This is a genomic window from Sinisalibacter aestuarii (assembly GCF_027923545.1).
Taxonomy (GTDB): Bacteria; Pseudomonadota; Alphaproteobacteria; order Rhodobacterales; family Rhodobacteraceae; genus Sinisalibacter; species Sinisalibacter aestuarii.
The window spans coordinates 161,993-183,938 of record NZ_BROH01000006.1 but is presented as its reverse complement, the minus strand read 5'-3'; the positions used below and the strand labels follow the sequence as shown (position 1 = coordinate 183,938).

25 protein-coding genes are annotated in these 21,946 nt (G+C 65.8%); 14 read left to right on the top strand and 11 right to left on the bottom strand.

Going from position 1 to position 21,946, the window contains the following annotated elements; all coding sequences use genetic code 11:
• The first annotated feature begins 27 nt into the window (after nucleotides 1-27).
• Genes murQ through QMG28_RS11780 form a run of 8 tightly spaced genes read left to right on the top strand, consistent with a single transcriptional unit; the run spans nucleotide 28 to nucleotide 8,651 of the window.
• Nucleotides 28-966 (top strand): N-acetylmuramic acid 6-phosphate etherase, encoded by a 939-nt coding sequence (gene murQ, locus QMG28_RS11815; protein ID WP_281842509.1) that lies wholly within the window; start codon nucleotides 28-30, stop codon nucleotides 964-966.
• A gap of 50 nt (nucleotides 967-1,016) precedes the next feature.
• Nucleotides 1,017-2,540: an ABC transporter substrate-binding protein gene (locus QMG28_RS11810; RefSeq protein ID WP_281842508.1), complete on the top strand. Its 1,524-nt coding sequence runs from the start codon at nucleotides 1,017-1,019 to the stop codon at nucleotides 2,538-2,540.
• Nucleotides 2,541-2,561: 21 nt separating this feature from the next.
• Nucleotides 2,562-3,521, top strand: a complete 960-nt coding sequence (locus tag QMG28_RS11805; RefSeq protein ID WP_281842507.1) for an ABC transporter permease — start codon at nucleotides 2,562-2,564, stop codon at nucleotides 3,519-3,521.
• A 4-nt stretch (nucleotides 3,522-3,525) separates the two neighbouring features.
• Nucleotides 3,526-4,359, top strand: a complete 834-nt coding sequence (locus tag QMG28_RS11800) for an ABC transporter permease (protein ID WP_281842506.1) — start codon at nucleotides 3,526-3,528, stop codon at nucleotides 4,357-4,359.
• Nucleotides 4,356-6,095, top strand: coding sequence for an ABC transporter ATP-binding protein (locus QMG28_RS11795; RefSeq protein ID WP_281842505.1), 1,740 nt, complete (start codon nucleotides 4,356-4,358; stop codon nucleotides 6,093-6,095). The genes QMG28_RS11800 and QMG28_RS11795 overlap by 4 nt, the downstream gene beginning before the upstream one ends.
• Nucleotides 6,096-6,097: 2 nt before the next feature.
• Nucleotides 6,098-7,105, top strand: a complete 1,008-nt coding sequence (locus QMG28_RS11790; RefSeq protein WP_281842504.1) for a serine hydrolase domain-containing protein — start codon at nucleotides 6,098-6,100, stop codon at nucleotides 7,103-7,105.
• A complete protein-coding gene (locus QMG28_RS11785; protein ID WP_281842503.1) occupies nucleotides 7,105-8,235 on the top strand; it encodes an anhydro-N-acetylmuramic acid kinase in 1,131 nt (376 codons plus the stop codon). Before QMG28_RS11790 ends, QMG28_RS11785 begins: the two co-directional genes overlap by 1 nt.
• Entirely contained in the window at nucleotides 8,232-8,651 is a 420-nt protein-coding gene (locus QMG28_RS11780; protein ID WP_281842502.1) for a GNAT family N-acetyltransferase, read from the top strand. Before QMG28_RS11785 ends, QMG28_RS11780 begins: the two co-directional genes overlap by 4 nt.
• A gap of 9 nt (nucleotides 8,652-8,660) precedes the next feature.
• On the opposite strand, the gene QMG28_RS11775 is transcribed toward QMG28_RS11780, so the two are convergent.
• Together QMG28_RS11775 and QMG28_RS11770 are read right to left on the bottom strand one after the other, a co-directional pair.
• Nucleotides 8,661-8,933 (bottom strand): hypothetical protein, encoded by a 273-nt coding sequence (locus QMG28_RS11775; RefSeq protein ID WP_281842501.1) that lies wholly within the window; start codon nucleotides 8,931-8,933, stop codon nucleotides 8,661-8,663.
• A gap of 59 nt (nucleotides 8,934-8,992) precedes the next feature.
• On the bottom strand, nucleotides 8,993-9,457 hold the full coding sequence (locus tag QMG28_RS11770) for an MAPEG family protein (RefSeq protein ID WP_281842500.1): 465 nt from the start codon (nucleotides 9,455-9,457) through the stop codon (nucleotides 8,993-8,995).
• Between the two features lie 95 nt (nucleotides 9,458-9,552).
• On the opposite strand from QMG28_RS11770, the gene QMG28_RS11765 reads away from it, so the two are divergent.
• Nucleotides 9,553-10,149, top strand: coding sequence for a TetR/AcrR family transcriptional regulator (locus tag QMG28_RS11765; protein ID WP_281842499.1), 597 nt, complete (start codon nucleotides 9,553-9,555; stop codon nucleotides 10,147-10,149).
• Between the two features lie 38 nt (nucleotides 10,150-10,187).
• Here the strand turns inward: QMG28_RS11765 and QMG28_RS11760 are convergent, their stop codons facing one another.
• A complete protein-coding gene (locus QMG28_RS11760) occupies nucleotides 10,188-10,733 on the bottom strand; it encodes a hypothetical protein (RefSeq protein WP_281842498.1) in 546 nt (181 codons plus the stop codon).
• Between the two features lie 281 nt (nucleotides 10,734-11,014).
• On the opposite strand from QMG28_RS11760, the gene QMG28_RS11755 reads away from it, so the two are divergent.
• Nucleotides 11,015-11,824 (top strand): hypothetical protein, encoded by an 810-nt coding sequence (locus tag QMG28_RS11755; RefSeq protein WP_281842497.1) that lies wholly within the window; start codon nucleotides 11,015-11,017, stop codon nucleotides 11,822-11,824.
• On the opposite strand, the gene QMG28_RS11750 is transcribed toward QMG28_RS11755, so the two are convergent.
• Genes QMG28_RS11750 through QMG28_RS11735 form a run of 4 tightly spaced genes read right to left on the bottom strand, consistent with a single transcriptional unit; the run spans nucleotide 11,811 to nucleotide 15,136 of the window.
• Complete coding sequence (locus tag QMG28_RS11750; RefSeq protein ID WP_281842496.1) at nucleotides 11,811-12,632, bottom strand: ABC transporter permease; 822 nt, start codon at nucleotides 12,630-12,632, stop codon at nucleotides 11,811-11,813. The two genes, QMG28_RS11755 and QMG28_RS11750, sit on opposite strands and share 14 nt — an antisense overlap.
• Nucleotides 12,625-13,785: an ABC transporter substrate-binding protein gene (locus QMG28_RS11745; RefSeq protein ID WP_281842495.1), complete on the bottom strand. Its 1,161-nt coding sequence runs from the start codon at nucleotides 13,783-13,785 to the stop codon at nucleotides 12,625-12,627. Before QMG28_RS11745 ends, QMG28_RS11750 begins: the two co-directional genes overlap by 8 nt.
• Nucleotides 13,785-14,756, bottom strand: coding sequence for a PQQ-dependent catabolism-associated beta-propeller protein (locus tag QMG28_RS11740; protein WP_281842494.1), 972 nt, complete (start codon nucleotides 14,754-14,756; stop codon nucleotides 13,785-13,787). Before QMG28_RS11740 ends, QMG28_RS11745 begins: the two co-directional genes overlap by 1 nt.
• The gene (locus QMG28_RS11735) at nucleotides 14,756-15,136 is read right to left on the bottom strand and encodes a cupredoxin domain-containing protein (protein WP_281842493.1); all 381 of its coding nucleotides are present in this window, start codon (nucleotides 15,134-15,136) and stop codon (nucleotides 14,756-14,758) included. The genes QMG28_RS11740 and QMG28_RS11735 overlap by 1 nt, the downstream gene beginning before the upstream one ends.
• 245 nt (nucleotides 15,137-15,381) lie before the next feature.
• Here QMG28_RS11735 and QMG28_RS11730 point away from each other — a divergent pair, with 245 nt between their 5' ends.
• From QMG28_RS11730 to QMG28_RS11715, 4 genes are read left to right on the top strand one after another with little or no spacing between them, the layout of a single operon-like run.
• Nucleotides 15,382-16,395, top strand: a complete 1,014-nt coding sequence (locus QMG28_RS11730; protein WP_281842492.1) for an ABC transporter substrate-binding protein — start codon at nucleotides 15,382-15,384, stop codon at nucleotides 16,393-16,395.
• Between the two features lie 17 nt (nucleotides 16,396-16,412).
• Entirely contained in the window at nucleotides 16,413-17,195 is a 783-nt protein-coding gene (locus QMG28_RS11725) for an ABC transporter permease (RefSeq protein ID WP_281842491.1), read from the top strand.
• On the top strand, nucleotides 17,168-17,890 hold the full coding sequence (locus tag QMG28_RS11720) for an ABC transporter ATP-binding protein (protein ID WP_281842490.1): 723 nt from the start codon (nucleotides 17,168-17,170) through the stop codon (nucleotides 17,888-17,890). The genes QMG28_RS11725 and QMG28_RS11720 overlap by 28 nt, the downstream gene beginning before the upstream one ends.
• Entirely contained in the window at nucleotides 17,887-18,627 is a 741-nt protein-coding gene (locus QMG28_RS11715) for an ATP-binding cassette domain-containing protein (protein ID WP_281842489.1), read from the top strand. Before QMG28_RS11720 ends, QMG28_RS11715 begins: the two co-directional genes overlap by 4 nt.
• Nucleotides 18,628-18,834: 207 nt before the next feature.
• Here the strand turns inward: QMG28_RS11715 and QMG28_RS11710 are convergent, their stop codons facing one another.
• The 4 genes from QMG28_RS11710 to QMG28_RS11695 all read right to left on the bottom strand — a co-directional run bounded on the left by QMG28_RS11710 (nucleotide 18,835) and on the right by QMG28_RS11695 (nucleotide 21,899).
• Nucleotides 18,835-19,842, bottom strand: coding sequence for a LysR family transcriptional regulator (locus QMG28_RS11710; protein WP_281842488.1), 1,008 nt, complete (start codon nucleotides 19,840-19,842; stop codon nucleotides 18,835-18,837).
• Between the two features lie 79 nt (nucleotides 19,843-19,921).
• Entirely contained in the window at nucleotides 19,922-20,602 is a 681-nt protein-coding gene (locus tag QMG28_RS11705; RefSeq protein WP_281842487.1) for a GntR family transcriptional regulator, read from the bottom strand.
• A gap of 2 nt (nucleotides 20,603-20,604) precedes the next feature.
• Nucleotides 20,605-21,765, bottom strand: a complete 1,161-nt coding sequence (gene argE, locus QMG28_RS11700) for an acetylornithine deacetylase (protein WP_281842486.1) — start codon at nucleotides 21,763-21,765, stop codon at nucleotides 20,605-20,607.
• Nucleotides 21,766-21,767: 2 nt separating this feature from the next.
• Nucleotides 21,768-21,899 carry a hypothetical protein gene (locus QMG28_RS11695; RefSeq protein WP_281842485.1) on the bottom strand — a complete coding sequence of 44 codons (132 nt, stop codon included), beginning with the start codon at nucleotides 21,897-21,899 and terminating at the stop codon, nucleotides 21,768-21,770.
• Nucleotides 21,900-21,946 lie beyond the last annotated feature (47 nt).

Genomic DNA, 21,946 nt, shown 5'->3' with positions numbered 1-21,946 from the left:
TGGTGACGGGAACCAGGGGAGAGCCGGGTGTCTGACATCGTTACCGTTGCCGATCTGCACAAGCTCGTATCCGAGACGCGCAATCCGCGCACGATGGATCTCGACCGGCTGCCGGTGCCTGAATTGCTGGCCCGGATGAATGATGAAGACAAGCTCGTCGCCCTCGCCGTCGAGCGTGAATTGCCCAATGTGGCGCTGGCGGTGGATCGTGTCGTGGCCGCCTTCGAGCAGGGCGGCCGGCTGATCTATATCGGTGCGGGCACCAGCGGGCGGCTCGGCGTGCTCGATGCCTCGGAATGCCCGCCCACCTTCCGGGTGCCGCCGGAGCTGGTCGTCGGCCTGATCGCCGGGGGCGATACGGCGCTGCGCAACGCGGTGGAAAATGCCGAGGACGATACCGCACAAGGGGCGGAGGATCTGCGCGATGTCGGGCTCACCGGGCGCGACGTGGTGGTCGGCATCGCGGTGAGCGGGCAGACGCCCTATGTCGTCGGCGCGCTCGCCTATGCGCGCGAGGTCGGCGCGGTGACGGTGGCGCTGTCGTGCAATCCCGGCTCGAAGATCGCGGCGATGGCGGATGTGGCGATCTCGCCGGTTGTCGGCCCGGAAGTGCTGACCGGCTCGACGCGGCTGAAATCCGGCACGGCGCAGAAGATGGTGCTCAACATGCTGTCGACCGCCAGCATGATCCGCATCGGCAAGGCTTACGAAAACCTGATGGTCGACGTGTCGGTCTCCAACCGCAAGCTGATGACCCGCGCGATCGGGATCGTGACCGAGGCGACGGGATGCGACCCGGCACAGGCGGAGGCGGCGCTCGCGGCCAGCGGGCAGGACGTGAAGCTGGCCATTCTGATGGAGTTGACCGGGCTCGACCGCGAGCCCGCCGAGCAGCAACTGAGGAAATCGCGCGGTTTTCTCAGAGAGGCGATAGACGAGACGCGGAACACGTCCGCGCAAGACTAGGTGGCCCCCGGGCTGCCACCCAGATTGTAACCACCACAGGGAAACACGAAATGACTGCAAAACTCTTTTCGACCACTCTCGCCGGGGCCGGGCTGGCCTTTGCGATGGGCACCACGATGCTGGCCACGCCGGCGATGGCGGAAACGCTGAAAATGGCCTGGTCGCAGGATGCGACCGGCCTCGACCCGCACAAGCAGACGGCGTTCTCGTCGCTGCGCCTGCTGGAACTGCTCTATGAACCGCTGGTGCGGCTCGACGCCAATCTCGAAGTGACCCCGGCCATTGCCGCCTCGTGGGAATTCAATGACGACGCGACGCAGATCACCTTCCACCTCGATCCCGACGCCAGGTTCCAGAACGGCGCGGCGGTGACTTCGGCGGATGTCAAAGCCTCGTTCGAGCGGATCCTCAACGAAGAAACCGGCGCCGCGGCACGGGCCAACTTCGCCTCGATCACCGGCATCGACACCCCCGATGCCGAAACCGTGGTGTTCACCATGGATGGGCCGAACGTGCCGATCCTGAGCGCGATGACCTCGGCCAATGCCTCGGTCGTTCCGGCCGCTGAAATCGAGGCGGGCACGATCGGCACCGAAGCGGTCGGCTCCGGCCCCTTCGTGCTGGCCGAGTGGGTGCCGAACTCGAAAGTGACGCTGACCACCAATCCCGATTGGGCCGGTGGCACGGTGTCCTATGACGGGATCGACATCAACGTGCTGCCGGACGAAACCGCGATCCTCGCCGCGCTGCGCTCGGGGCAGGTGGATTTCGCGCTGCTCAACGATCCGCTGATCGCCACGCTGGTGCCGAACGAGGCGAGCCTGACGCTCAACAAGGAGCCGGTGCTGGCCTATCACGTGCTTCAGCTCAACCCGGCGCGCGGTGCGATGGCCGAACTGGGCGTGCGGCAGGCGATTTCCTGCGCCGTCGACCGGCAGGAGGTGCTCGACACCGCGCTGCTCGGCGAAGGCCGGGTGACCGGGCCGCTCACCATGCCGGCCTACCGCACCGATCCCTCGGCGCTGTTCTGCTACGAGCGCGACGTGGAGAAGGCCAAGGCGCTGATGGCCGAGACGGGCTATGCCGACGGCTTCTCGGCCACCGTGATGGCCGCCACCGGCGAGCCGCCCACCGCCGCGGCCGAGGCGCAGGTGCTGCAATCGCAACTGGCCGAAATCGGCATCGACCTGACCATCGAGATGATGGAACTCAACGTCTATGTCGATGCCTGGCTCAAGGGCGATTTCGATATGGCGGTGGCGCTGAACGGCGGGCGCGACGACCCGTACACGATGTATAACCGCTACTGGACAAAAGCCGGCAACCTCCAGCACGTCGCCAATTATATCGACGACGAGCTCGACAGCCTGATGCTTGAAGGCCGGGTCGAGACCGATCTGGCCAAGCGCAAGGAAATCTTTGCGCAATTCGAGCAGCATCTGGCCGAGGCTTCGCCCTGGGTCTGGCTCTATACCGGCTACAACTACACCGCGCAGCAAAACTACATCTCGGGCTTCGCGCCCAACGCGATGGGGTCGCTGTTCGGCCTTACCTCGGTAAGCATCGACAAGTAACCAACGGCGGAGACGGACATTATGGGCTACGCGATCAGGCGCCTTCTGGTCTTCCCGGTCGTCATGTTCGGCGTGTCCGTCTTCGTTTTCGTGGCGGTCCGGCTGGTGCCGGGCGATGCGATCATCGCCATGCTCGGCACCGAATCCGGCCTGCTCACGCCCGATCAGCGGGCGGCCCTGGCCGCCTATTTCGGGCTTGATCAGAACTGGTTCGTCCAGTTCTGGCGCTGGTTCAGCCATGTGTTGCAGGGCGATTTCGGCACTTCCACAACCTATGGCAAGCCGGTGCTGGAGATTATCCTGAACAGCTTTCCGCTGACCCTGGAGCTGGCGCTTCTGTCGATGCTGATCGCGCTGGCGATCGGCCTGCCTGCCGGGGTGTTCGCCGCGACCCGCAAGGATAAGCCCGCCGATCTGATCCTGCGCATCGTCGCGATGATCGGCCAGTCCACCCCCGGCTTCGTGGTTGGCCTGCTGGCGATCTTCGTCCTCTCCGTGGGTTTCGGCGTGCTGCCCGAGATGGGGAGCTTCGTGCCGATCACCGAGGATCCGCTGCGCAATCTCGGCCAGCTCATCCTGCCCGCGCTCACCCTCGGCACCGCCTTCGCCGCCGCGGTGATCCGCATTTCACGCGCGGCGATGCTCGACATTCTCAGCGAAGATTATGTGCGCACCGCCCGCTCAAAGGGCCTGTCGGACCGCAAGGTGATCTGGCGTCACGCGCTGCCGAACGCGCTCATTCCGGTGGTCACGCTCAGCGGCGTCGAGTTCGGCTATCTGCTGGGCGGTGCGGTTCTGATCGAACAGATCTTCGCTTTGCCGGGGCTGGGCCGGGTGGTGCTCGACGCCATCCAGCAGCGCGACTACGCGCTGGTGCAGGGCTCGGTGCTCTTCGTCGCCTTCAACTTCATGGTGGTGAACCTGCTGGTGGACCTCGCTTACTCGGCGCTCGATCCGCGTATCCGGCTGGACAAGGGGTGAGCCCATGCTGCGCACGATCTTCAAACACCCCTCCGGCCGCATCGGCCTGACCATCATCGGAATTTTCGTGCTGGCCGCCCTGCTCGGCAAGCTCGGCATCACCCCGCACGATCCGCTGATGCAGGACCGGCTCGCCCGGCTGCAGGGGCCGAGCGCGCAGCACCTTTTCGGCACCGACCTTTTTGGCCGCGACGTGTTCAGCCGGCTGATGATGGGGATCGGCCAGTCTTTCGTTGTCGCGTTTTTCTCGGTGGCCGCCGCGAGCCTGTTCGGCACCGTGCTCGGCCTCACCGCCGCCTGGTTCGGCGGGTTTTGGGATGGCACGGTGATGCGGCTGATGGATGTGCTGCTCGCCTTTCCGGCGATCCTGCTGGCGCTTCTCATCATCGCGATTTTCGGCCCGTCCGGCTGGACCAGCGTGCTCGCCATCGCCATCGTCTACACCCCCATCTTTACCCGCGTCGTGCGCGGCCCGGCGCTCTCGCTCAAAACCCGCGATTTCGTCGATGCCGCGCGCACCTTCGGCTCGGGGCGGGGCTATATCATGACGCGGCACCTGATGCTGAACCTCGTGGCGCCGCTGAGCGTGCAGATCACGCTGGCGCTCGCCTGGGCGCTGCTCACCGAGGCGGGTCTGAGCTTTCTCGGCCTTGGCACGCAGCCGCCCTATGCCTCGCTCGGGCTGATGCTGGCCGATGCCCGCAACCTGATGGAAATGGCGCCCTGGCTGCTCTTCTTCCCCGCCGCGACGGTGATGTTCGCGGTGCTCGGCTTCAACCTGCTCGGCGACGCGATGCGCGATATTCTCGACCCGAAAACCCGGAGGGCGCTGGGATGACGGGCCATCTTCTGTCGGTGCGCGATCTGCGGGTGGGCTTCGGCAAGGTGCCGGAAGACAATGAGGTGGTGCATGGCGTCGATTTCGATCTGACCGCGGGCGAGACGCTGGCCATCGTTGGCGAAAGCGGCTCGGGTAAATCCGTTACCGCCATGTCGGTCAACCGGCTGATCGGCTATTCCGGCGGGCGCATTCTTGGCGGCTCGATGATGTTTACCCGGTCCGACGGCACGCAGGTGGACCTGGCGGCGCTGGACGAGCCGGCGCTGGAAAAGATCCGGGGCCGCGATATCGGCATGATCTTTCAGGAGCCGATGACCTCGCTGAACCCGGTGCTCACCATCGGCACGCAGATCGAAGAGAGCTTCCGGCTGCATCACGGCATGTCGGGGGCCGGGGCCAGGGTGGCGGCGCGCGAGGCGCTGGAACGGGTGCGCATCCCCGATGCCGAGCGCCGCCTCGCCAATGCGCCGCACCAGCTTTCGGGCGGGATGCTGCAACGAGTGATGATCGCCATCGCGCTCGCCGCCCAGCCGCGCCTGCTGATCGCCGACGAGCCGACCACCGCGCTCGACGTGACGATCCAGGCGCAGATCATGGGCCTTCTGGCCGAGATGAAGCGCGAGACCGATACCGGGCTCATCTTCATCACCCACGATATCGGGCTGGTGGCGGGGCTGGCCGACCGGATCATGGTGATGCAGCACGGAAAGGTGGTCGAGCAGGGCGCGATTGATGCGGTGCTCGACGATCCGCAGCATGATTACACCAAACACCTGCTGAATGCGGTGCCGCATTTTTCCGATGGCAAATCCGTCCGCCGCGATCACAGCCGCGACGGCAAGAGCGGGCGGGCGCTCGATGTGAAGGGGCTGACCGTGCGCTTCCCGGTGCGGGCCGGGCTCTTGCGCCGGGCGCGCTCGAATGTTCACGCCGTCGAGGATGTGAGCTTCGATCTGATGCAGGGCGAAACGCTGGCCGTGGTGGGCGAAAGCGGCTCGGGCAAATCCACCACCGCGCGCGCGATCCTTGGGCTGGTGAATGCCACGCGGGGCGAGATCACCGCCGACAAGACCGGCCTCGGCAGCGCCGACAAGCCGGTGCAGATGGTGTTTCAGAACCCCAACGCCTCGCTCAACCCGCGCCTGACCATCGCGCAGATTCTGGCGGAACCCCTGAAAGCGGTGGGCCGGCATATCGACGAAGCGGCGCGCGCCCGGATGGTCGAGCTGCTTGAACGTGTGGAACTGCCCGCCGACAGCCTGCCGCGCTATCCGCACGAATTTTCCGGCGGCCAGCGCCAGCGGCTCTGCATCGCGCGGTCGCTGATGCTGAACCCTTCGGTGCTGGTGCTCGACGAGGCGGTGTCGGCGCTCGATGTGTCGGTGCAGGCCCGCGTGCTCGATCTGCTTGCCGATCTGCAACGCGAATTTGGCCTCGCCTATCTGTTCGTCTCGCACGATATGGCGGTGGTCGAGCGGATCGCGCACCGGATCGCGGTGCTCTATGCCGGCCAGATCGTCGAGATGGGCAGCGCCGCTTCGGTGCTCGCCGATCCGCGCCACTCCTATACCAAGCGGCTGATCTCGGCGGTGCCGAGCATCGAGCGGCGGCATATGGAGTTTGCCATCGACACCAGATCGGTGCCCTCGCTGATGCGCCCCGCGGGGTTTGAACCGGACACCGCGCCCTGGGTCGAGCACGGCCCCGATCACCTCGCGCGGGCAGAGGGATGAGCATGGTCGGCACCCGTTTTGCACGCGCCTGGGCGCCGGTGGCCAAAGCGGTGGAACAGGGCCGCATCCCCGGCGCCTGGTTCGGGCTGATCGAGGCCGATGGCACCCGGCAGGTCAAGGCCACCGGGCAGGCGCAGATCGTGCCCGAGCGCCGGGAAATGCGGGAAGACACCTGGTTTGACCTCGCCTCGATGAGCAAGGTGATCTTCACCACGGAGCGAATTCTTGAACATGTGCGGGCCGGGCGGATCGACCTCGACGCGCCGCTGACCAGCGTGATCCCCGATCTGCATCAATACGATCTGGAAGCGTGGCAGAGAAAGGTCACCTTCCGCGACTGCCTTGGCCACCAGACGGCCTTTCCCGCCGTCGAACCGATCTATACCTATGGCGGCGATCCCGACACGCTGCGCGCCTTCGTGCTGCAACGCGATTGGCGGGCCGGGCCGAAGGTCTATTCCGACATCAACTTCATCCTGCTCGGCATCGCCCTTGAGCGGCTGTCCGGCCAGACGCTGCGCGCGCTCGATCCCGGCCCGGGCTTCAGCTTCGCGCCGCCGCCGGATCACACCGCCGCGACGGAGGCGTGCAACTGGCGCGGGCGGGTGCTCTGCGGCGAGGTGCATGACGAGAATTGCTATGCGCTGCAGGGTTCGGGCCATGCCGGGCTGTTCGGCACCGGGGCGGCGGTGCTCGACTTCGCAGCCTCGCTCCTCGCGCGCGACCGGGCGGGCGACGAGATGGTGCGTCTGATCCGCACGCCGTTGTCGGACAAGCGCACCCATGGCTGGGAGCGGCCCTATCCGGGCTGGTCGGGGGGCGATCTCTGTGCGCCCGAGGTGATCGGCCATACCGGCTTTACCGGCACCGGGCTGTGGATCGACTTCGCGGCAGGCCGGGCCTGGGCGCTGCTCACCAACCGGGTGCACCCGACGCGCCACGCCGATAGCGGCATCGCCGAATTGCGCCGCGCCGTGGGCGACGCGATCAACAAGATGGGGGAAAGCTGATGGAACCGGTTTGGGCCGTGGGATTGATGACCGGCACCGTGCTCGATGGCAATATCGACGTGGCGCTGCTGAAGACCGATGGTGAACGGATCGAAGAGTTCGGGGCCTATACGCTCGCGCCCTATCCCGATGACGTGCAGGCCTTGCTGGTCGAGGCGCTGGCCGCGGCGCAGAGCTGGAATTTTGCCGCCACCGACCCGGCGATCTTCGCCCGGGCCGAGGCGGCGCTGACCGGCGCCCAATCCGATGCCGTGCTCGCGCTGATCGAGACGGCGGGGCTGACACCGGACGACGTGCGCGTCATCGGCTTTCATGGCCAGACCATGCTGCACCGCGCGCCCGAGCCGGGCCGGCTCGGCGCCACCCGCCAGCTCGGCGACGGCGCGCTGATGGCGGCGCACACCGGGATTGATGTGGTCTACGATTTCCGCAGCGCCGACATGGCGGCGGGCGGGCAGGGCGCGCCGCTTTCGGCGGCCTATCACGGGGCGCTTCTGCAAAGCATCGGCGCCGGGCCGGAAACGGCGGTGCTGAATCTCGGCGGCGTTGCCAATTTCACCTGGGCCGGGCCCGATGGCACGCTCGTGGCCTTCGACACCGGTCCGGCCAATGCGCCGATCAACGATTTCATCCGTGCCTGCGGGCTTGGCGAGATGGACCGCGACGGCGCCCTCGCCACCGCCGGCAGGGTTGACGAGGCGCGGCTGGCGGCCCGGTTGCAAGACCCTTATCTGACGCAAGCCTATCCGAAATCGCTCGACCGCTACGGCTTCGGCTATGAGTGGGTTGACGGGCTCTCGCCGGAAGACGGGGCGGCGACGCTCGCGGCCTTCTCCGCCGCCGCCGTGGGCCGCGGCCTCGATCTGCTGCCAACCCGGCCGACCCGGGCCATCGTCTGCGGCGGCGGGCGGCACAATCCGGCGCTGATGCGCGCCCTTGAAACCCGGGCTGGCGTGGCCGTGGAGCGTGCCGATGTGATCGGCTGGCGCGGCGATGCGGTGGAGGCGGAGTGCTTCGCCTTCCTCGCCCTGCGCGCCCTGCGCGGCCTGCCCTACAGCTACCCCTCCACCACCGGCGTGCCCGCGCCGATGACGGGCGGCGTGCTTGCCCACCCCGCCGCGCGGCCATGACGCTGCGGGTCGAGGTCACCGACAGCGCGGACGCCGACGATGTCGCGCGGATCGGGGCTGAGCTTGCCGCCTTCAACAATGCCGATGTCGGCCCGTCTGAAAAGGTGGCGCTCACCGTGCTCGTGCGGGATGACCGGGGCGACCTCGCGGCCGGGCTGTCGGGCTACACCGCCTGGGGCTGGCTCTATGTTCAGTGGCTTTGGGTTAGCGAGGGGCTGCGCGGGCAGGGTATCGCCGCGCGGATGCTGGACGAGGCCGAAGCCGCCGCCCGTGCACGCGGCTGCCACGGCGCCTGGATCGACACGTTCAGCCCCACGGCGTTGCGCAGCTATCAGCGGCAGGGCTATGCGGTGTTCGGGGAGCTGCCGGACTTTCCGGCCGGGCGCAGGCGGAGCTTTTTGAAAAAGGCGCTGTAAGGCCGTGGCTCATCCCTCGGGCGTGCCACTCGCCGTGCTCGCGACCTGCCCACTCGGGCGGGGTCTGGCGATGGCCTTCAATTCTTCATCCGATCCGGTGAAGCCCTCGGGGTTGCCGTCTGCCGTTGTCGCGACATGCGCCGGGACGCCTCCCATGCCCGAGCCCAACAACCCGGCCTTTACGGTCTGGCCGGATTGCGTCGTGGCATAGCTCCAGGCCGCTGCGCCGATGGTGAGGGCGATGGCGGCGGCGATGCCGGCTCTGTTTTTGCGACCTGTCATCGGATGGTCCTTTCTGAAATCCGGGTGTCGGAAACCGGCGCGTCGCGGGTTGGGCGGAGCTAGCTCAGCGCCACCCAGAGCAGATGAAGCGCCATGTAGATCACGATCAGTGAGCCGATGGTGTAGAAGGTCGCGCGGAGCTCGTGGGTCTGCTTCGTGGCATAGGCCAGAAAATGCGCCAGGCGTGCGGCCAGAAATCCGTACATCAGGATCTGAGCGAGCCACAGGGGCGGCCCGACGGTGACGAACAGCAGCCCCGCCACCCAGAAGGCAGGGATATTCTCAAGATCGTTGCGGTGCATCCGGCGCGAGCGGTCGACATAATCGTTGATCTCGATCTGGCCCGGATGCGGGGCCTTGTTCAGCGGCCCGCGCTGAACGTCTTCCGGGCTGGCCAGGCCGGACTGGCTTTTCATCATGCGGTAGACCGTCATCCAGCCCTGTCCCATGACCTTGAGCACGAGCAGGGCAGACACGATCAGATAGGTCGAGAACACCGGATTTTCCAGGCTGAGCGCGGTCATTGCGTGTCTCCGTCCTTCTGGCTGGTTGCGCACCCTTTACTTACCAATGGTAAGTTATGTATTTTACCAACGGTAAGCCGTCAAGGAGCGATGTGGTGTCGAAGGCCCGAACGAGCGATCAGATTCTTCAGACTGCCCGCGATATCCTCGCAACCGAGGGTTTGGGCGCGGTCTCGTTCGACACGATCGCGCGCCGGCTCGGCCGGTCGAAGCAGGCGGTGCTCTACTGGTTCCCGACCAAGCAGGATCTTCTGGCGGCGATGTTCGTGCCCTGGTTGGTGGCCGAAGAGCAGGCCGCCACGCAGGCGCTCGCCGGGGTGCGTGGCCGGGCTGCGGCAATTGCCGCTTTTGTGCGGGCCGTCGCCGCGTTTCACTTCGACGACCTCGACCGCTTCCGGATGATGTATCTGGTGCCGCAGACGCTCAAACCCGCTGCGCCGAACCGGCAGAGCGCGGCGGTTCTCGAACAGGTGCATCCGGTGACCGACAGGATGTATAGCGCGCTGGCCGCGCATCTGAACGGGGCGCACCCCCGTCAGGAGGCCGTCGCTATTCATGCGGCGGTTCTCGGCCTGGCCCTTTTAGCCGGCCTCGCGCAAAGCCTGCGCGATCCGCTGAAACACGGCGAGGCCGAATTGATCGACGCGCTTATTGCCCGCCTGACGGGGGGCGAAAGCGGCGTGCCGGGGTGACAGGTTTTCCTGAGCCGGGGTTACGGCAGCGCCCGCCCCTAACGTAGAAGCGCCTGTGGAATCTGGCAGCCGTTGGGGTTGAGCGGTGAGGAGCGGCAGATGATATTGGCGGTGAATTCCCCGCGCAGCTTCGGCCAATCCACATACTGGCCGGAGCGGTTGAAATCGCCGCCGCCAAAATACCACGCGGAGATCCTCTCGCGCCCGCGATCGGCATAGGTTCCCTCGAACTCGAATTCGACCAGATATTCCTGTCTGCCCTGGGTCAGCGTGCCTTCGCCGGAGCCCGCAAGCACGGCGTCGCCCTCCGGCGATGCTGTGATCGTGCCGCTCACCGGAACGCGACCCGCCGGGCGATCGAACCCGTTGCGGGAGAAGCGGAAGCGCTGCAGCACGCCGTTGAAGGTTTTGCCATCGTCATCGACGACGAGGATAAGCTCGGCGGCAAACTGGCCGGTTTCGTTGAATTCACCGTTCAGTGGTGCGGAATAGATCGCGTGCTGGCCGCCGCCACCGATGGTTTCACAGCCTGCGAGGAAGACAGCGGTGGCCAGTGCGGCGGCGAGGCCGAAGAAACGGGGCATATTGAAACTCCAATAAATTATCCGGGTCATCAGGACGAATCAAACGACGTGTTCGAGTCTAGCTCAGATCGGAGGAGGGCACCAATCAACCACGTTGCGGTGTCGGTGCCGGGGCCGAAAGCGGCGTGGCTCCGGGACGGCCCGATCTGCGTGGCAGTCAATGAATATGTCTCATTGCTCTGTGCAGGGGGGCCGGCCTGTGGGCGGCGTTGGCGGTGGCCCGGCGGCGATGCTAGGCTCGCCGGGCATCGCCGAAACCGGCACAGGATAAGGGGCGCCCGGTGTCCAGATTGATTTATGTTTCCATCGTCAGTGCGCTTGTCGGGCTGGCGTGTGTCATCGCGCTCATCGTCATGGTCGGGCGCTGGGATGAGGTGGCGGGCGGGCCGCTGGTGGCCGAGATGGCGCTGAACGAGGTCGCCGTGCCGGCCGCCTATGAAATCAACCCGGTGACCATCGCCGACGAGCTTGTGGCGCGGATGCAGCAGCGGTCGGAAACCGACATGGCCCTTGGCATGCTTCTTGGCGAAAAGGGCAACGCGCTGATGCGCGACCGGGCTTTGCCGCGGCTGGTCAATGCCGGCGTGGTCCGGCGGATGGTCGAAGAGATGGACGGGCTTGGCACCGTGATCGCCTTCGCGGGCTATCACGCCTATGCGCCGGTGCGGGTTGAAAATCGTGGTGATGACGCGCTTGACGATGTGGCGATGACGTTGCCCGGCGCGGTGCGCGCCGAGACCGAGGCGGGTGCGCCGGTCACGATTTCGGAACATGATGACGGCCTCGCCGCGCTGTCGCTCGGGCGGCTCGAACCGGGCGAGGCGGTGGCGGTGCGCGTCTGGTTCGACCAGACCCCGACGGCGGTTGCCGCGCGCGGCGCCGAGATGCGGCTTGGAGCTGCGGGCGGCCTCAGGGGCATCGTGAATCTCTACCCGGCGGCAATGGGCTGGAACGGTGCCGATCTGCAGGTCTTGCCCTGGGCGCGCTGGCTGATCGCCGGGGTGCTGACGGCGGTTGGCTTCGCCGCGCTGGCCGCGCTGGCGCTGACGCTCGTCAGCCTTGGACGGCGCGCACGGGTCAGCCGCGCTTGATGCGCTGGATCGAGCCGCGCGCCGGATCGTAACCGCGCGCGGCGAGGGCGAAGGCCGCCAGCGCCGTGGCCAGCACGACCAGCGCCGAGATGCCGTTGAACTGGCCGTAGGCGGCGTAGCGGATCAGCTCGATGGCATGGGTGAACGGGTTGCACAGGGCGATCCAGTAGAGCTCCTCGGCCCCGGCTTCGCGCAGCTTCCACAGCGGGTAGAGCGCGGTGGACATGAAGAACATCGGGAAGATCACGAAGTTCATCATACCCGCGAAATTCTCGATCTGGCGGGCATAGACCGTGATCACGAGGCCGATCGAGCCAAGCATCAGCCCGGCCAGTGCGATAGCGGGCAGGATGTAGATCATCCCCGGCGCCGTCATCCAGAAGCCGAACAGCGCCGCCAGAGCGAGAAAGACGTAGACCTGCAGCGCAGCGAGGATCGTCGCGCCGAGGATCTTGGCAAACAGCAGGAACGGGCGGGGCAGGGGCGTGACCAGCATCACCCGCATCACCCCCGCCTCGCGGTCATAGACCATCGACAGCGCCGATTGCATCGACTGGAACAGCACGATGATCCCGCACAGCCCCGGCAGGATGTATTCCTGATAGGGCGTGTAGGTCTGATAGGGTTCGATGATCGACACGCCGAGCAGGTTCTGCAACCCGCTTGCGAAGATGAACAGCCACAGCGAGGGCCGCACGATGGCCGAGATCAGCCGCTCACGCTGGCGCATGAACTTGAGAATCTCGCGCTCGGTGACGGCATAGAGGCCGAGAAGGTAGCGCGGCGAAGGGGCCGGGGCGTCAGTCACAGGCGAATTCTGCCTCATCCTGTCCCAGTGTGTCGAGCGTGTTGGTCTGGTGCAGGAAGCCCTCGATCGGCGCGATGTCGATGATCGCGTTATGGGTGGCGAGGACGATCGGCATCCGAAGCTGGCCGTTCCACGGCCGGAAGGTCATCGGCACGCCCTTGGAGCCGTCGAGCCGAAGCCGGTCGGACCGCAGGAAGGCGTCGATGGCCTCGGGTGCCGGATCGCGGCTTTTCGCATGCGCGGTGAGCACGGCGCGGGCAGCCGTCCAGGCCGACCAGTCCTGCCAGCCCATGCGCCGCCCGTCCGCGATATCGGCGAAACGGGAATTGACCTGCGGCGCGCCGTAGCGCTCCAGCGCCCAGTGCCATTCCAGCGCCACCAGCCCGGTCGCGCCGATCACCGGGCGCGGCAGCATGGTCTGGTAGGGCACGTAGCGCGAGAACTCGCCATCTTCGTCGGCGATGAAGATCACATCGTAATTGCCCCGCCCGCCGGTCAGAAGCATCACGTTATTTTGTTCGCGCAGCGCCGGGTTGGTCGACAGATCGAAGGGCCGGGTATCGGTGATCTCGAGCCGGAACCGCGTGGCGGCCTCGGTGAAGGCGGCGGTGCGGGCCTCGTCGCGCGGGCTCTTGCCGGTGAGGACGAGCACATTGCTCCATTTCTGGCGCACGAGGTGCTGCACCAGCGCATCGGCGATCATCCGGTCGGAAGCGCTGGTGTGGAGCAGGTTGGTATGGCAGCGCCGCCGCAGCCAGTCGTCGGGGGCGGTGGTGTTGAGGATCGTCGCGCCGCTGCCGTCAAGCCCGGCGGCGAGCGCCTCGACCTGGTCGGCGGGGAGATCGACGATCAGGTAACGCGCGCCATCGGTCACCATCCGCTGCGCTTCGGCAAGCAGGGCGTCGTCCGCCACCTCGGCATCGTCGAGCGTGACCGTAAGATCGCGCGCGTCGGTCAGGATTTTCATGTCGCCGATGGCCATTTCGACCGCGGCGCGCGCATCGCCCTGCGGCCGAAGCGCGATGCGGGCATAGGCATAATCCTCGTCAAAACGGGGATCGTCCTCAAGCGAGAGGAAGCCCAGCCGCAGCTCTTCCGCCGCGGCCGGGACAATGGCGAAAAGCCACAGGAGTATCGTCAGTGCTGCCCGCATCAATCGTCGATCACCACCGTATGCGGCACTCGGCCGACCGGGATGGACCGGACCGGGCGCAGGGTTTCCATATCGACCAGCGTAATGTCGTCAGACAGGCCGTTGGCCACCACAGCAAGGCTTTCGTCGCGGTTGAGCGCCACCGACCAGGCCCGTTCGCCCACCAGCACGTATTCGATCACCTCCTTGCTGTGGGCGTCGATCACGGCGATGTGGTTGGCGCGGCCCAGGCTGATCAGGCCGCGCGACCCGTCGGCCGTCACCGCCATCCCCACCGGGGTGACATCCTCGGGCCGGAAGCCCGGCGGCAGAAATTCCAGCACCTCCTTGATCTCGTCGGTCTCGCGGTCGATCACGTAGATCTCGCTCGACAATTCGGCCGATACCCAAAGCTCGTTGGTGTCCGGGGTCAGGACGAAGCGGCGCGGGCGCGTGCCGACGATGATGTTGTCCACCACCGCGCCGGTTCCGGCATCGACCACATGCACCATGTCGGCCACCTCGGAGGTGACATAGATCGTCGCGCCATCGGCGGTGGCGATCACCCCTTCCGGCTCTGCCCCGGTGGGCACGTCATGCACCACGATGCGGCTTGCGAGGTCGATCACCTCAAGCATCGAATCCTCTTCGTTGGAGACGTAAATCTGCGACTCGTCCGGCGAGAAGGCAAAGACCTCGGGGCTCGGGCCGGTCGGGATCGAATCCACCACTTCGAGGGTGTCGACGTCGATCACGTCGATCACATCGTCGTCACCGCAGGCAACGTAGAGCAGCGTGCGGTCGGCGTTCAGATGCATGTCGCGCGGGCGGCGCGACGTTTCGATCTGCTTGATCAGGTTGAACTCGTGATCGAACACATAGATGTCATGGCTCTTTTCGTTCGAGACGAAAATGCGACCGGTATCGCGCGCCTCGGCGGGGCCGAGCGCGAGACCGGTGGCGAGCAGCGCGGCGAGAAACGGCGTTCTCATCAGCGCACCACGAATGTGCCGGCAAGGCCGCGGTTTTCATAGCCCGCGATCCAGAACGGAAAATCGCCGGGGCGAATCGGCACGAACCAGATGTCGATGGTGCCTTCGTCGTCGAATTCGATCGAGTGCAGACCCAGCGGCTTCACTTCGAGATCTTCGATCACCACCTGGCTGATCCAGGAATTGCGGAACAGCTCGGGGGAGAGAATCTGGAATTCCTCGCCGCCGTCATGGACGATCCGCCAGCGGTAGTACTTGCCAGTTTCAAGCTCGAACGTGGTTTCCGAAAGTGTCAGCGTGCGGCTGTCGATCGTCATGTCGGGCAGCCGCGTGGCATCGGTGGCGAGGTTGCCCTCGGCCGTGGCTGCCTGTGTGCACATTACAAATGCGGCGCCAAGCGCCGCCCACCGGAATCCATTCATTGCGGTCCTCCCTTCGGGTTCAGTCTGGTCAGAGTCGGTCTCGGCAGATTCGGTCTGGCGAGTGGCTCGACCGCTGCTGGCCTAACATTGACCGCAGATCAAATAGGGTTCTTCAATATGTGACATTGAAAACCGCAGGGAGGGGCGGTGATAGCATCGCCATGACGACGCAGGAAAGCATCTGCCCTGGAGGATTTACCAACATGAAAAGACGCGAATTTTCGGCTTTGCTCGGCGCCGGAATGTTTACAGGGGCGATGCTGCCCGCGGGCCGTGCGGCCGCGTTCAGCCCGCCCTCCAACGATCTGGTGCCGATCTCGGTCGGCGTGCAGGTCAGCGGAACGGCACAATGGGAAATGACCGTCATCAAGGAAAACAAGCTTGACGAGAAATATGGTGTCGACCTGACCATCAAGGATGTGTCCGGCAAGCCTGCGAGCCATGTCGCCCTGATGGCGGGCGATGTGGATATCGTACTGTCGGATTTCGTCTGGGTGGCCGGTCTGCGCGCCGATGGCGAAGACTTCACCATCGTGCCGCATTCCTACGCCGTGGGCGGGCTGATGGTGCGCCCCGATGGCGCGATCGGCTCGATCGAGGATCTCCCCGGCAAGGTGATCGCCATCGCCGGCGGCCCGGTCGACAAGAGCTGGGTGGCGTTGCAGGCCTATTATGCCAGCGTCACCGGCGAGACGCTGGCCGACAAGGTCGAGGCCCGGTTCGGCGCGCCGCCGCTGGTCAACGAGCTTCTTGTCGAGGGGCAGGTCGATGCCTCGCTGAACTTCTGGCACTTCAACGCCCGCGCCAAGGCGGCGGGGATGAACGAGCTGGTTTCCGTCGCGCAGATGATGGAAGGCATGGGCATCACCAGCCAGCCGCCGCTGCTTGGCTGGGTGTTCCGCGAGGCGGTCGCCGCCGAAAAGGAAAAGGGCCTCAAGGGCTTCTTCGACGCCTCATTCGCCGCGAAGAAGATGCTGCTCGGCCGCGATTCCACCTGGACCGATCTGACCGAGCTGATGGGCGTGGGCGACGACAAGAACCTCTTCACCACGCTGCGCGACGATTACCGCGCCGGCATCCTGACGGAGTACAACGACGCCACGGTCGAAGCGGCGGCGGCCTCCTTCCGGATCATGGCCGAGTATGGCGGGCCTGACCTCGTCGGCAGCAGCACGGAGATGCCCGAGGGCACCTTCTGGGCCGGCTACCGGACCTGAGCGGGCCGGTCCCGCGCATGGAGAATGAACGGCGCACCGCGCGCTGGGGAGCGGCAGGGCTGGAGTGGTTCTCCCTGCCGCTTCTCGTGCTGGTCTGGTACCTGCTGGCGGTGGTGGTCGATCACCGCCTGTTTCCGACCCCTGTGACGGTCGTCCGCGAGTTGTGGGAGCTTGCCCTGCACCGCAGCCTGATCGCCGATGTGGGCAAGACGCTGGCGCGCGCCGCGATTGCCTTCGTTACCGCGATGGGGCTGGGCATCGTTTTAGGTGCCCTGCTCGGACGGCTGCGGTCGGTGGACCGGCTGTTTGGCAGCTGGATCATCATCGGCCTCAACATCCCGGCTATCGTCGTGGCGATCACCTGTTACATCTGGCTCGGCCTTACCGAGTTCGCCCTGATCCTCGCCGTGGTGGTGAACAAGACGCCGCTCGTCACGGTGACGATGCGCGAGGGGGTGCGGGCGCTCGATCAGGGCTATGGTGAACTGGCGCAGGTCTACCGCGTGCCGTTCTGGCGCCGGATGCGGCTGTTCGTCTTGCCACAACTCATGCCCTATGTGCTCACCGCCGCGCGCACCGGGCTCTCGCTGATCTGGAAGATCGTGCTTGTCTTCGAAGTGCTCGGCAGCGATGGCGGGGTGGGATTCCGCATCGGGATTTTCTTTCAGAATTTCGACATCGCGGGCATCCTGTCCTATACGGTGGCATTCATGACGGTGGTGATCTTTCTGGAATACGCCGTGATGCGGCGGTTGGAGGCAAAGGTGCTCGGATGGCGTCCGGCGTTCCAGTCTCGATAAGGGTCGCCGAAAAGCGCTTTGCCGGGCAGGCCGAGCCGCTGTTCGCAGATTTGGCGCTGGACCTTGCGGCGAGCGAGGTGGTGGCGCTGATCGGGCCGTCGGGCGTGGGCAAATCGACCCTGCTGCGCATGGTGGCGGGGATCGAGCGGGCGTTTTCCGGCCGGATCGAGATCGGCGGCCAGAGCCCCGACGCGGCGGCGGTGCCCGGCTTCGTGTTTCAGGATCCGCGCCTGTTGCCCTGGCAAAGCGCGGTCGGCAACCTCACAGCGGTAAACCCCTCGCTCGATCTTGGCGAAGCGCGCGCGCTGCTCGCCGAGATGGGGCTCAAGGGCTATGAAGATGCGCTTCCGGGCGAGCTGTCGGGCGGGATGCAGCGGCGGGTCGCGCTGGCGCGGGCGCTGGCGGTAAAGCCGCAGGTGCTGCTGCTCGACGAGCCTTTCGTGTCGATCGACCGCAAGCTCGCCCGCGAGCTGATGGCGCTGGTGACACGGGTGATCGCAAGCCACGGCGCGACCGTGCTCATCGTCACCCACGAGCCGGAAGACGCGGCCCGGCTGGCGGACCGGGTGGTGCGGCTGGAGGGGCGCCCCGCTACCATCACCGCCGAACACCGGATTTCGACCCCGCGAGAAGAGCGCGACGTGGCCTTCCTGCGCGCCGAGACCGACCGGATCACCGGGGAGGCGGAGATATGAACGATGCGCCGGTTCTGAACCTGAAAGGTGTGGTCAAGCGCTATGGGGCTGTCACCGCGCTCGACGGGGTCGATCTTGAGATCGGGCCGGGCCAGTTCGTCGGGCTGCTCGGGCCGAACGGGGCGGGCAAGTCGACGCTCTTTCAGGTGATCGCGGGGCTGTTTGCGCCGGATGCCGGCGATGTGCAGCTTTTCGGCACGACCCACCGCGCCAACGGCCCGGCGATCCGCCGCCGGCTCGGCGTGGTGTTTCAGGAGCGTTCGGTGGATCTCGACATGTCGATCCGGGCCAATCTGCGCTTTCATGGCCGGCTGTTCGGGATCGGTGGTGCGGCGCTTGATGCGCGCATCGACGCGCTGGCCGTACAATTCGGCGCCGCCAGCCTGCTCGCGCGCCCGGTGCGCAACCTCTCGGGCGGGCAGCAGCGCAAGGTGGAGATCGCGCGGGCGCTGATCAACGAGCCCGATCTGCTGATCATGGACGAGCCGTCGGCCGGGCTCGACACGCCCTCGCGCCGGGCGCTGGTGGCGGATATGCGGGCGCTGTCGCAAAGCCAGGGCCGGGCGATCCTCTGGGCCACCCACCTCGTCGACGAGGTGGACGAGGCCGATGCGGTGGTGATGCTCAGGCAAGGCCAGGTCGTCGCGGCTGGCACGCCCGCCGAGCTGATCCGGCAGGCGGGCGCGGAAGACCTGACCGACGCCTATTCACGCCTCACCGGCAGCGCCGACCAGTAGCGTTGTTCCGAAGTTCGGGCGCTGCAGACCAGCGTGTTGGATTCGCGATCGCAGGGTCCGTTACCTAAGCCGCCGCGCCGCCGGTTTTCCAGCGACCGGGCTGACCCGGCTCGGGCACCATGTGGAAGCGCCATTGTTCGGCGTTGCAGGACTGCCCAGTGCTCACCTGGTCGCCCACCGCGAGCGGCGCTCCGGTGAAGCCTTCGCCTACTCCGCCGCCTGCGGTGCGAAGTGCTGGCGGCCCGGCATCGGGCGCACCTCTTCGTGACGGCGCGCCTCCTCATAGGTGGTGCGCACATACTCGCTGATCCGTTCGCGGAACATCGCAAAGGGCTTCAGGCTCAGGAGATGCTTGGGCATCACCAGAACCACGTCGCGCGCGTGTTCGTCGAGATCATAGACCTTGATCCGCTTGCGCACCTGGTTGGGCAGGTTCGGCAAGAGCGACATCGGTGAATGCGTTGTCGCGAGGCCCGCCGCCACGATGTCGACCGCGGCCTGATGCGTGACGCAGCCGAAGAAGGGCGAGGCGAAGGGCAGAGTGCTGCGATACCAGTTATCCGAGCGTTCCCGCCACGGAACGATCGAGGTCACGTCCACAAAGCGCGTGAGCGCGTCGAATGGCGCCTTTGGCGGCTGGCCAGTTTCCAGCACTTCCGCGATAACGTCGTCGGGGATGGTAGAGGGCACGGTCCAGACGATCTTGTCGCGGCAAAGATGTTCGATATAGAGCGAGGATTTATGGTCCTCGACGCTCGATCCGCTGACCACGCCGCAATTGATCCGGCGCGTGTTGATCATCTCGACGATCTCATCAGAGGTAAGCGCCCATTCGAAATCGAATCGCGCGAACTGGCGAATCTCCAGCGCGGTCTGTGCCGCGACTTCAAGGAATCGCCCGCGCAGCGAGGGCGTGGTGCCGAAATGTAGCGTCAGGCGTTTCTCGTCAAAGAGGATGCGGTGCTCCTGTTCGGCCTCGTCGATCGCCCCGAGCACCCGGCTGGCGACCTTGTACCAATACTCACCGGCCGCGGTGAGACGCATGTTTTCGCTGCGCCCGCGATGAATGAGTTGCGAACCGAGCTTGTCTTCGAGCTTGGCGAGCTGTTGCGAGATCGTGGGCTGTGACAAGCCGAGAACGCGTGTTGTCTGGCTGATCGAGCCTGCCACGACGATAGCGTGGAAAACCTCGAGTTGTTTGAGTGTTACGGTCATATTCTCGCCTCCCTGAAGAAATGCTAATGTCCGATATTCACTTAGGCAATATAGCGGCGTTCACATTACGGGCACATTTTCACACGAGGAGCCGGCTGAGGCGCTCGAAGCTCATCGCGAGATGGGCCCGGCGCAGGGCGGCGATGGCGGTAACATTGCCGAGTTCAAGCGCGGCGAGCAGGTCTTCGACTTCGCGGGTGAAGATGCGGGTCTCGGTTTCGAGGTCGATATTCGATGCAAACAACGACTGAAGCCAGATCCGGGTGGTGCGGAAGTAAAGCTGTTCGGCGATGTCGCGTAAAGGCGCGTTGGCCGTAAGGTCGAGCATGGCAAGGAACAGTTCGCGGTTCAGCCGGGTGAACCCTTCCGGCGTCGGGGCGTCGTTCAGAGTGCGGACTTTGTCGCGCAGCCGCCGGAACCGGGCGACGAAATCGGTGTCGGGCGCGACCGGGTCGAGGGTTGCGAAAAGGTCGGTGAGCGCCAGCCGCAGGCGAAACACCTGCCCCATTTCGGCCGCGTCCAGATCGGTGACGATAGTTCCCACACCGTGGACAGAACGCAGCAACCCCTCTGCTTCGAGCCGCCCGAGCACCCGTCGGAGCGGGGTGCGGCTGATGCCGAATTCCTCCGCCAGCGCCTCTTCCGAGAGCCGTTCGCCGGGCTTGTAATCAAGCGCGCAGATCCTGTCGCGCAGGGTCCGGTGCAGCGTTTCAAACCGGTCGCGGGCCGAGCGCCGCATGTCTTTGCCCGTGTCGTCCATCGTCAGCCCGCCAGTTTCTCGCCCAGCCCTTCGAGCATGGTCAGGCATTGCTGAAGCTGGTCGAGCGCGAGGTATTCGTCAGGCTTGTGGGCCTGGTCGATCGAGCCGGGGCCGCAGACCACCACATCCATGTCGAGCTTCTGGAAAACCCCCGCCTCGGTGGAGAAGGCGACCAGATCGCAGGAATTCGCGCCGGTGAGTTCCAGCATGATGTCGCGCGCGGCGTTTTCGCTTGCCGGCTGCAGCCCGGCGACCTCGCCGATCACCTCGGTGACGATCCGCGCTTCGGGCCAGATCGCCTGCATCTCCGGCAACAGGTGTTCGTGCACGTAGCGCCGCATTTCTTCACGGACGAAGGAGCCATCGCCCGCCTGCACCGGGCGCATCTCCCATTGCACCGAGGCGCGGTCGGCGATCACGTTATGCGCCACGCCGCCCAGCAGGCTGCCGGGGTTGATCGTTGTCCAGGGCGGCTCATAGCGGCTGTCTTTCGGGGCGCGGGCGCGCAAGGGCCGGCGCAGTTCCAGCAGGCGCGAGACGTAGCGCACCGCGAATTCGACGGCGTTCACCCCCAGTTCGGGCCGCGAGCCGTGGCCGGCGCGCCCTTCGAAATGGGTGGTGTATTCGCAGCAGCCCTTATGCCCCTCGATCACCCGCATCCCGGTGGGCTCGCCGATGATCGCCACGCCCGGGCGGATACCCTTGGCGGCCAGCGTATCGGCCAGCGCCTGCGCGCCGAGGCAGCCGACCTCCTCGTCATAGGTGAAGGCAAAGTGCAAAGGCCGCTCCGTCACGCTATGGGCCAGCACCGGGGCCATGGCCACGCTGGCGGCGATGAAGCCCTTCATGTCGCAGGTGCCGCGGCCATAAAGCTTGCCGTCCCGCTCGACCATCTCGAACGGATCGTTGGTCCAGTCGTCGCCCTTGGCGGGCACCACGTCGGTATGGCCCGAGAGCAGGATGCCACCATCGCGCTCGGGCCCGATGGTGGCGAACAGGTTGGCCTTCTGCCCGGTTTCGTCGTGATGCAGCTCGACCCGCGCGCCCGCGCTTTCGAGCCAGCCGGCCAGATTTTCGACAAGGGCGATATTGCTGTCGGCGGAGACGGTCGGGTAGGCCACCAGCTCGCGCAGAAGCTCGATTGTGTCGGTCAGCTTGGTCATGGTCAGTCCTTCACAAACAACTGGCGGGGAACGCTGCCCAGAACCTCGGGGGCGCCGTCACGGATGACGATAGACTCGGTCGTCTCCAAACCCCAGCCCTCCATCCATAATCCGGGCATGAAGTGGAAGGTCATGCCGGGTTGCAGCACGGTTCCGGTCGGCGCGCAAGATACCGCGATTG

Bases quoted from the DNA above. Each gene is read 5' to 3' on its own strand.
- QMG28_RS11715 (WP_281842489.1), top strand. From the start codon at position 17,887: ATGAACGATGCGCCGGTTCTGAACCTGAAAGGTGTGGTCAAGCGCTAT.
- QMG28_RS11695 (WP_281842485.1), bottom strand. From the start codon at position 21,899: ATGACCTTCCACTTCATGCCCGGATTATGGATGGAGGGCTGGGGTTTG.
- QMG28_RS11740 (WP_281842494.1), bottom strand. From the start codon at position 14,756: ATGAGAACGCCGTTTCTCGCCGCGCTGCTCGCCACCGGTCTCGCGCTC.
- QMG28_RS11805 (WP_281842507.1), top strand. From the start codon at position 2,562: ATGGGCTACGCGATCAGGCGCCTTCTGGTCTTCCCGGTCGTCATGTTC.
- QMG28_RS11810 (WP_281842508.1), top strand. From the start codon at position 1,017: ATGACTGCAAAACTCTTTTCGACCACTCTCGCCGGGGCCGGGCTGGCC.
- QMG28_RS11745 (WP_281842495.1), bottom strand. From the start codon at position 13,785: ATGCGGGCAGCACTGACGATACTCCTGTGGCTTTTCGCCATTGTCCCG.
- QMG28_RS11780 (WP_281842502.1), top strand. From the start codon at position 8,232: ATGACGCTGCGGGTCGAGGTCACCGACAGCGCGGACGCCGACGATGTC.
- QMG28_RS11785 (WP_281842503.1), top strand. From the start codon at position 7,105: ATGGAACCGGTTTGGGCCGTGGGATTGATGACCGGCACCGTGCTCGAT.
- QMG28_RS11730 (WP_281842492.1), top strand. From the start codon at position 15,382: ATGAAAAGACGCGAATTTTCGGCTTTGCTCGGCGCCGGAATGTTTACA.
- QMG28_RS11705 (WP_281842487.1), bottom strand. From the start codon at position 20,602: ATGGACGACACGGGCAAAGACATGCGGCGCTCGGCCCGCGACCGGTTT.
- QMG28_RS11720 (WP_281842490.1), top strand. From the start codon at position 17,168: ATGGCGTCCGGCGTTCCAGTCTCGATAAGGGTCGCCGAAAAGCGCTTT.
- QMG28_RS11775 (WP_281842501.1), bottom strand. From the start codon at position 8,933: ATGACAGGTCGCAAAAACAGAGCCGGCATCGCCGCCGCCATCGCCCTC.
- QMG28_RS11760 (WP_281842498.1), bottom strand. From the start codon at position 10,733: ATGCCCCGTTTCTTCGGCCTCGCCGCCGCACTGGCCACCGCTGTCTTC.
- QMG28_RS11770 (WP_281842500.1), bottom strand. From the start codon at position 9,457: ATGACCGCGCTCAGCCTGGAAAATCCGGTGTTCTCGACCTATCTGATC.
- QMG28_RS11735 (WP_281842493.1), bottom strand. From the start codon at position 15,136: ATGTGCACACAGGCAGCCACGGCCGAGGGCAACCTCGCCACCGATGCC.
- QMG28_RS11725 (WP_281842491.1), top strand. From the start codon at position 16,413: ATGGAGAATGAACGGCGCACCGCGCGCTGGGGAGCGGCAGGGCTGGAG.
- QMG28_RS11800 (WP_281842506.1), top strand. From the start codon at position 3,526: ATGCTGCGCACGATCTTCAAACACCCCTCCGGCCGCATCGGCCTGACC.
- QMG28_RS11790 (WP_281842504.1), top strand. From the start codon at position 6,098: ATGGTCGGCACCCGTTTTGCACGCGCCTGGGCGCCGGTGGCCAAAGCG.
- argE (WP_281842486.1), bottom strand. From the start codon at position 21,765: ATGACCAAGCTGACCGACACAATCGAGCTTCTGCGCGAGCTGGTGGCC.
- QMG28_RS11710 (WP_281842488.1), bottom strand. From the start codon at position 19,842: ATGACCGTAACACTCAAACAACTCGAGGTTTTCCACGCTATCGTCGTG.
- QMG28_RS11795 (WP_281842505.1), top strand. From the start codon at position 4,356: ATGACGGGCCATCTTCTGTCGGTGCGCGATCTGCGGGTGGGCTTCGGC.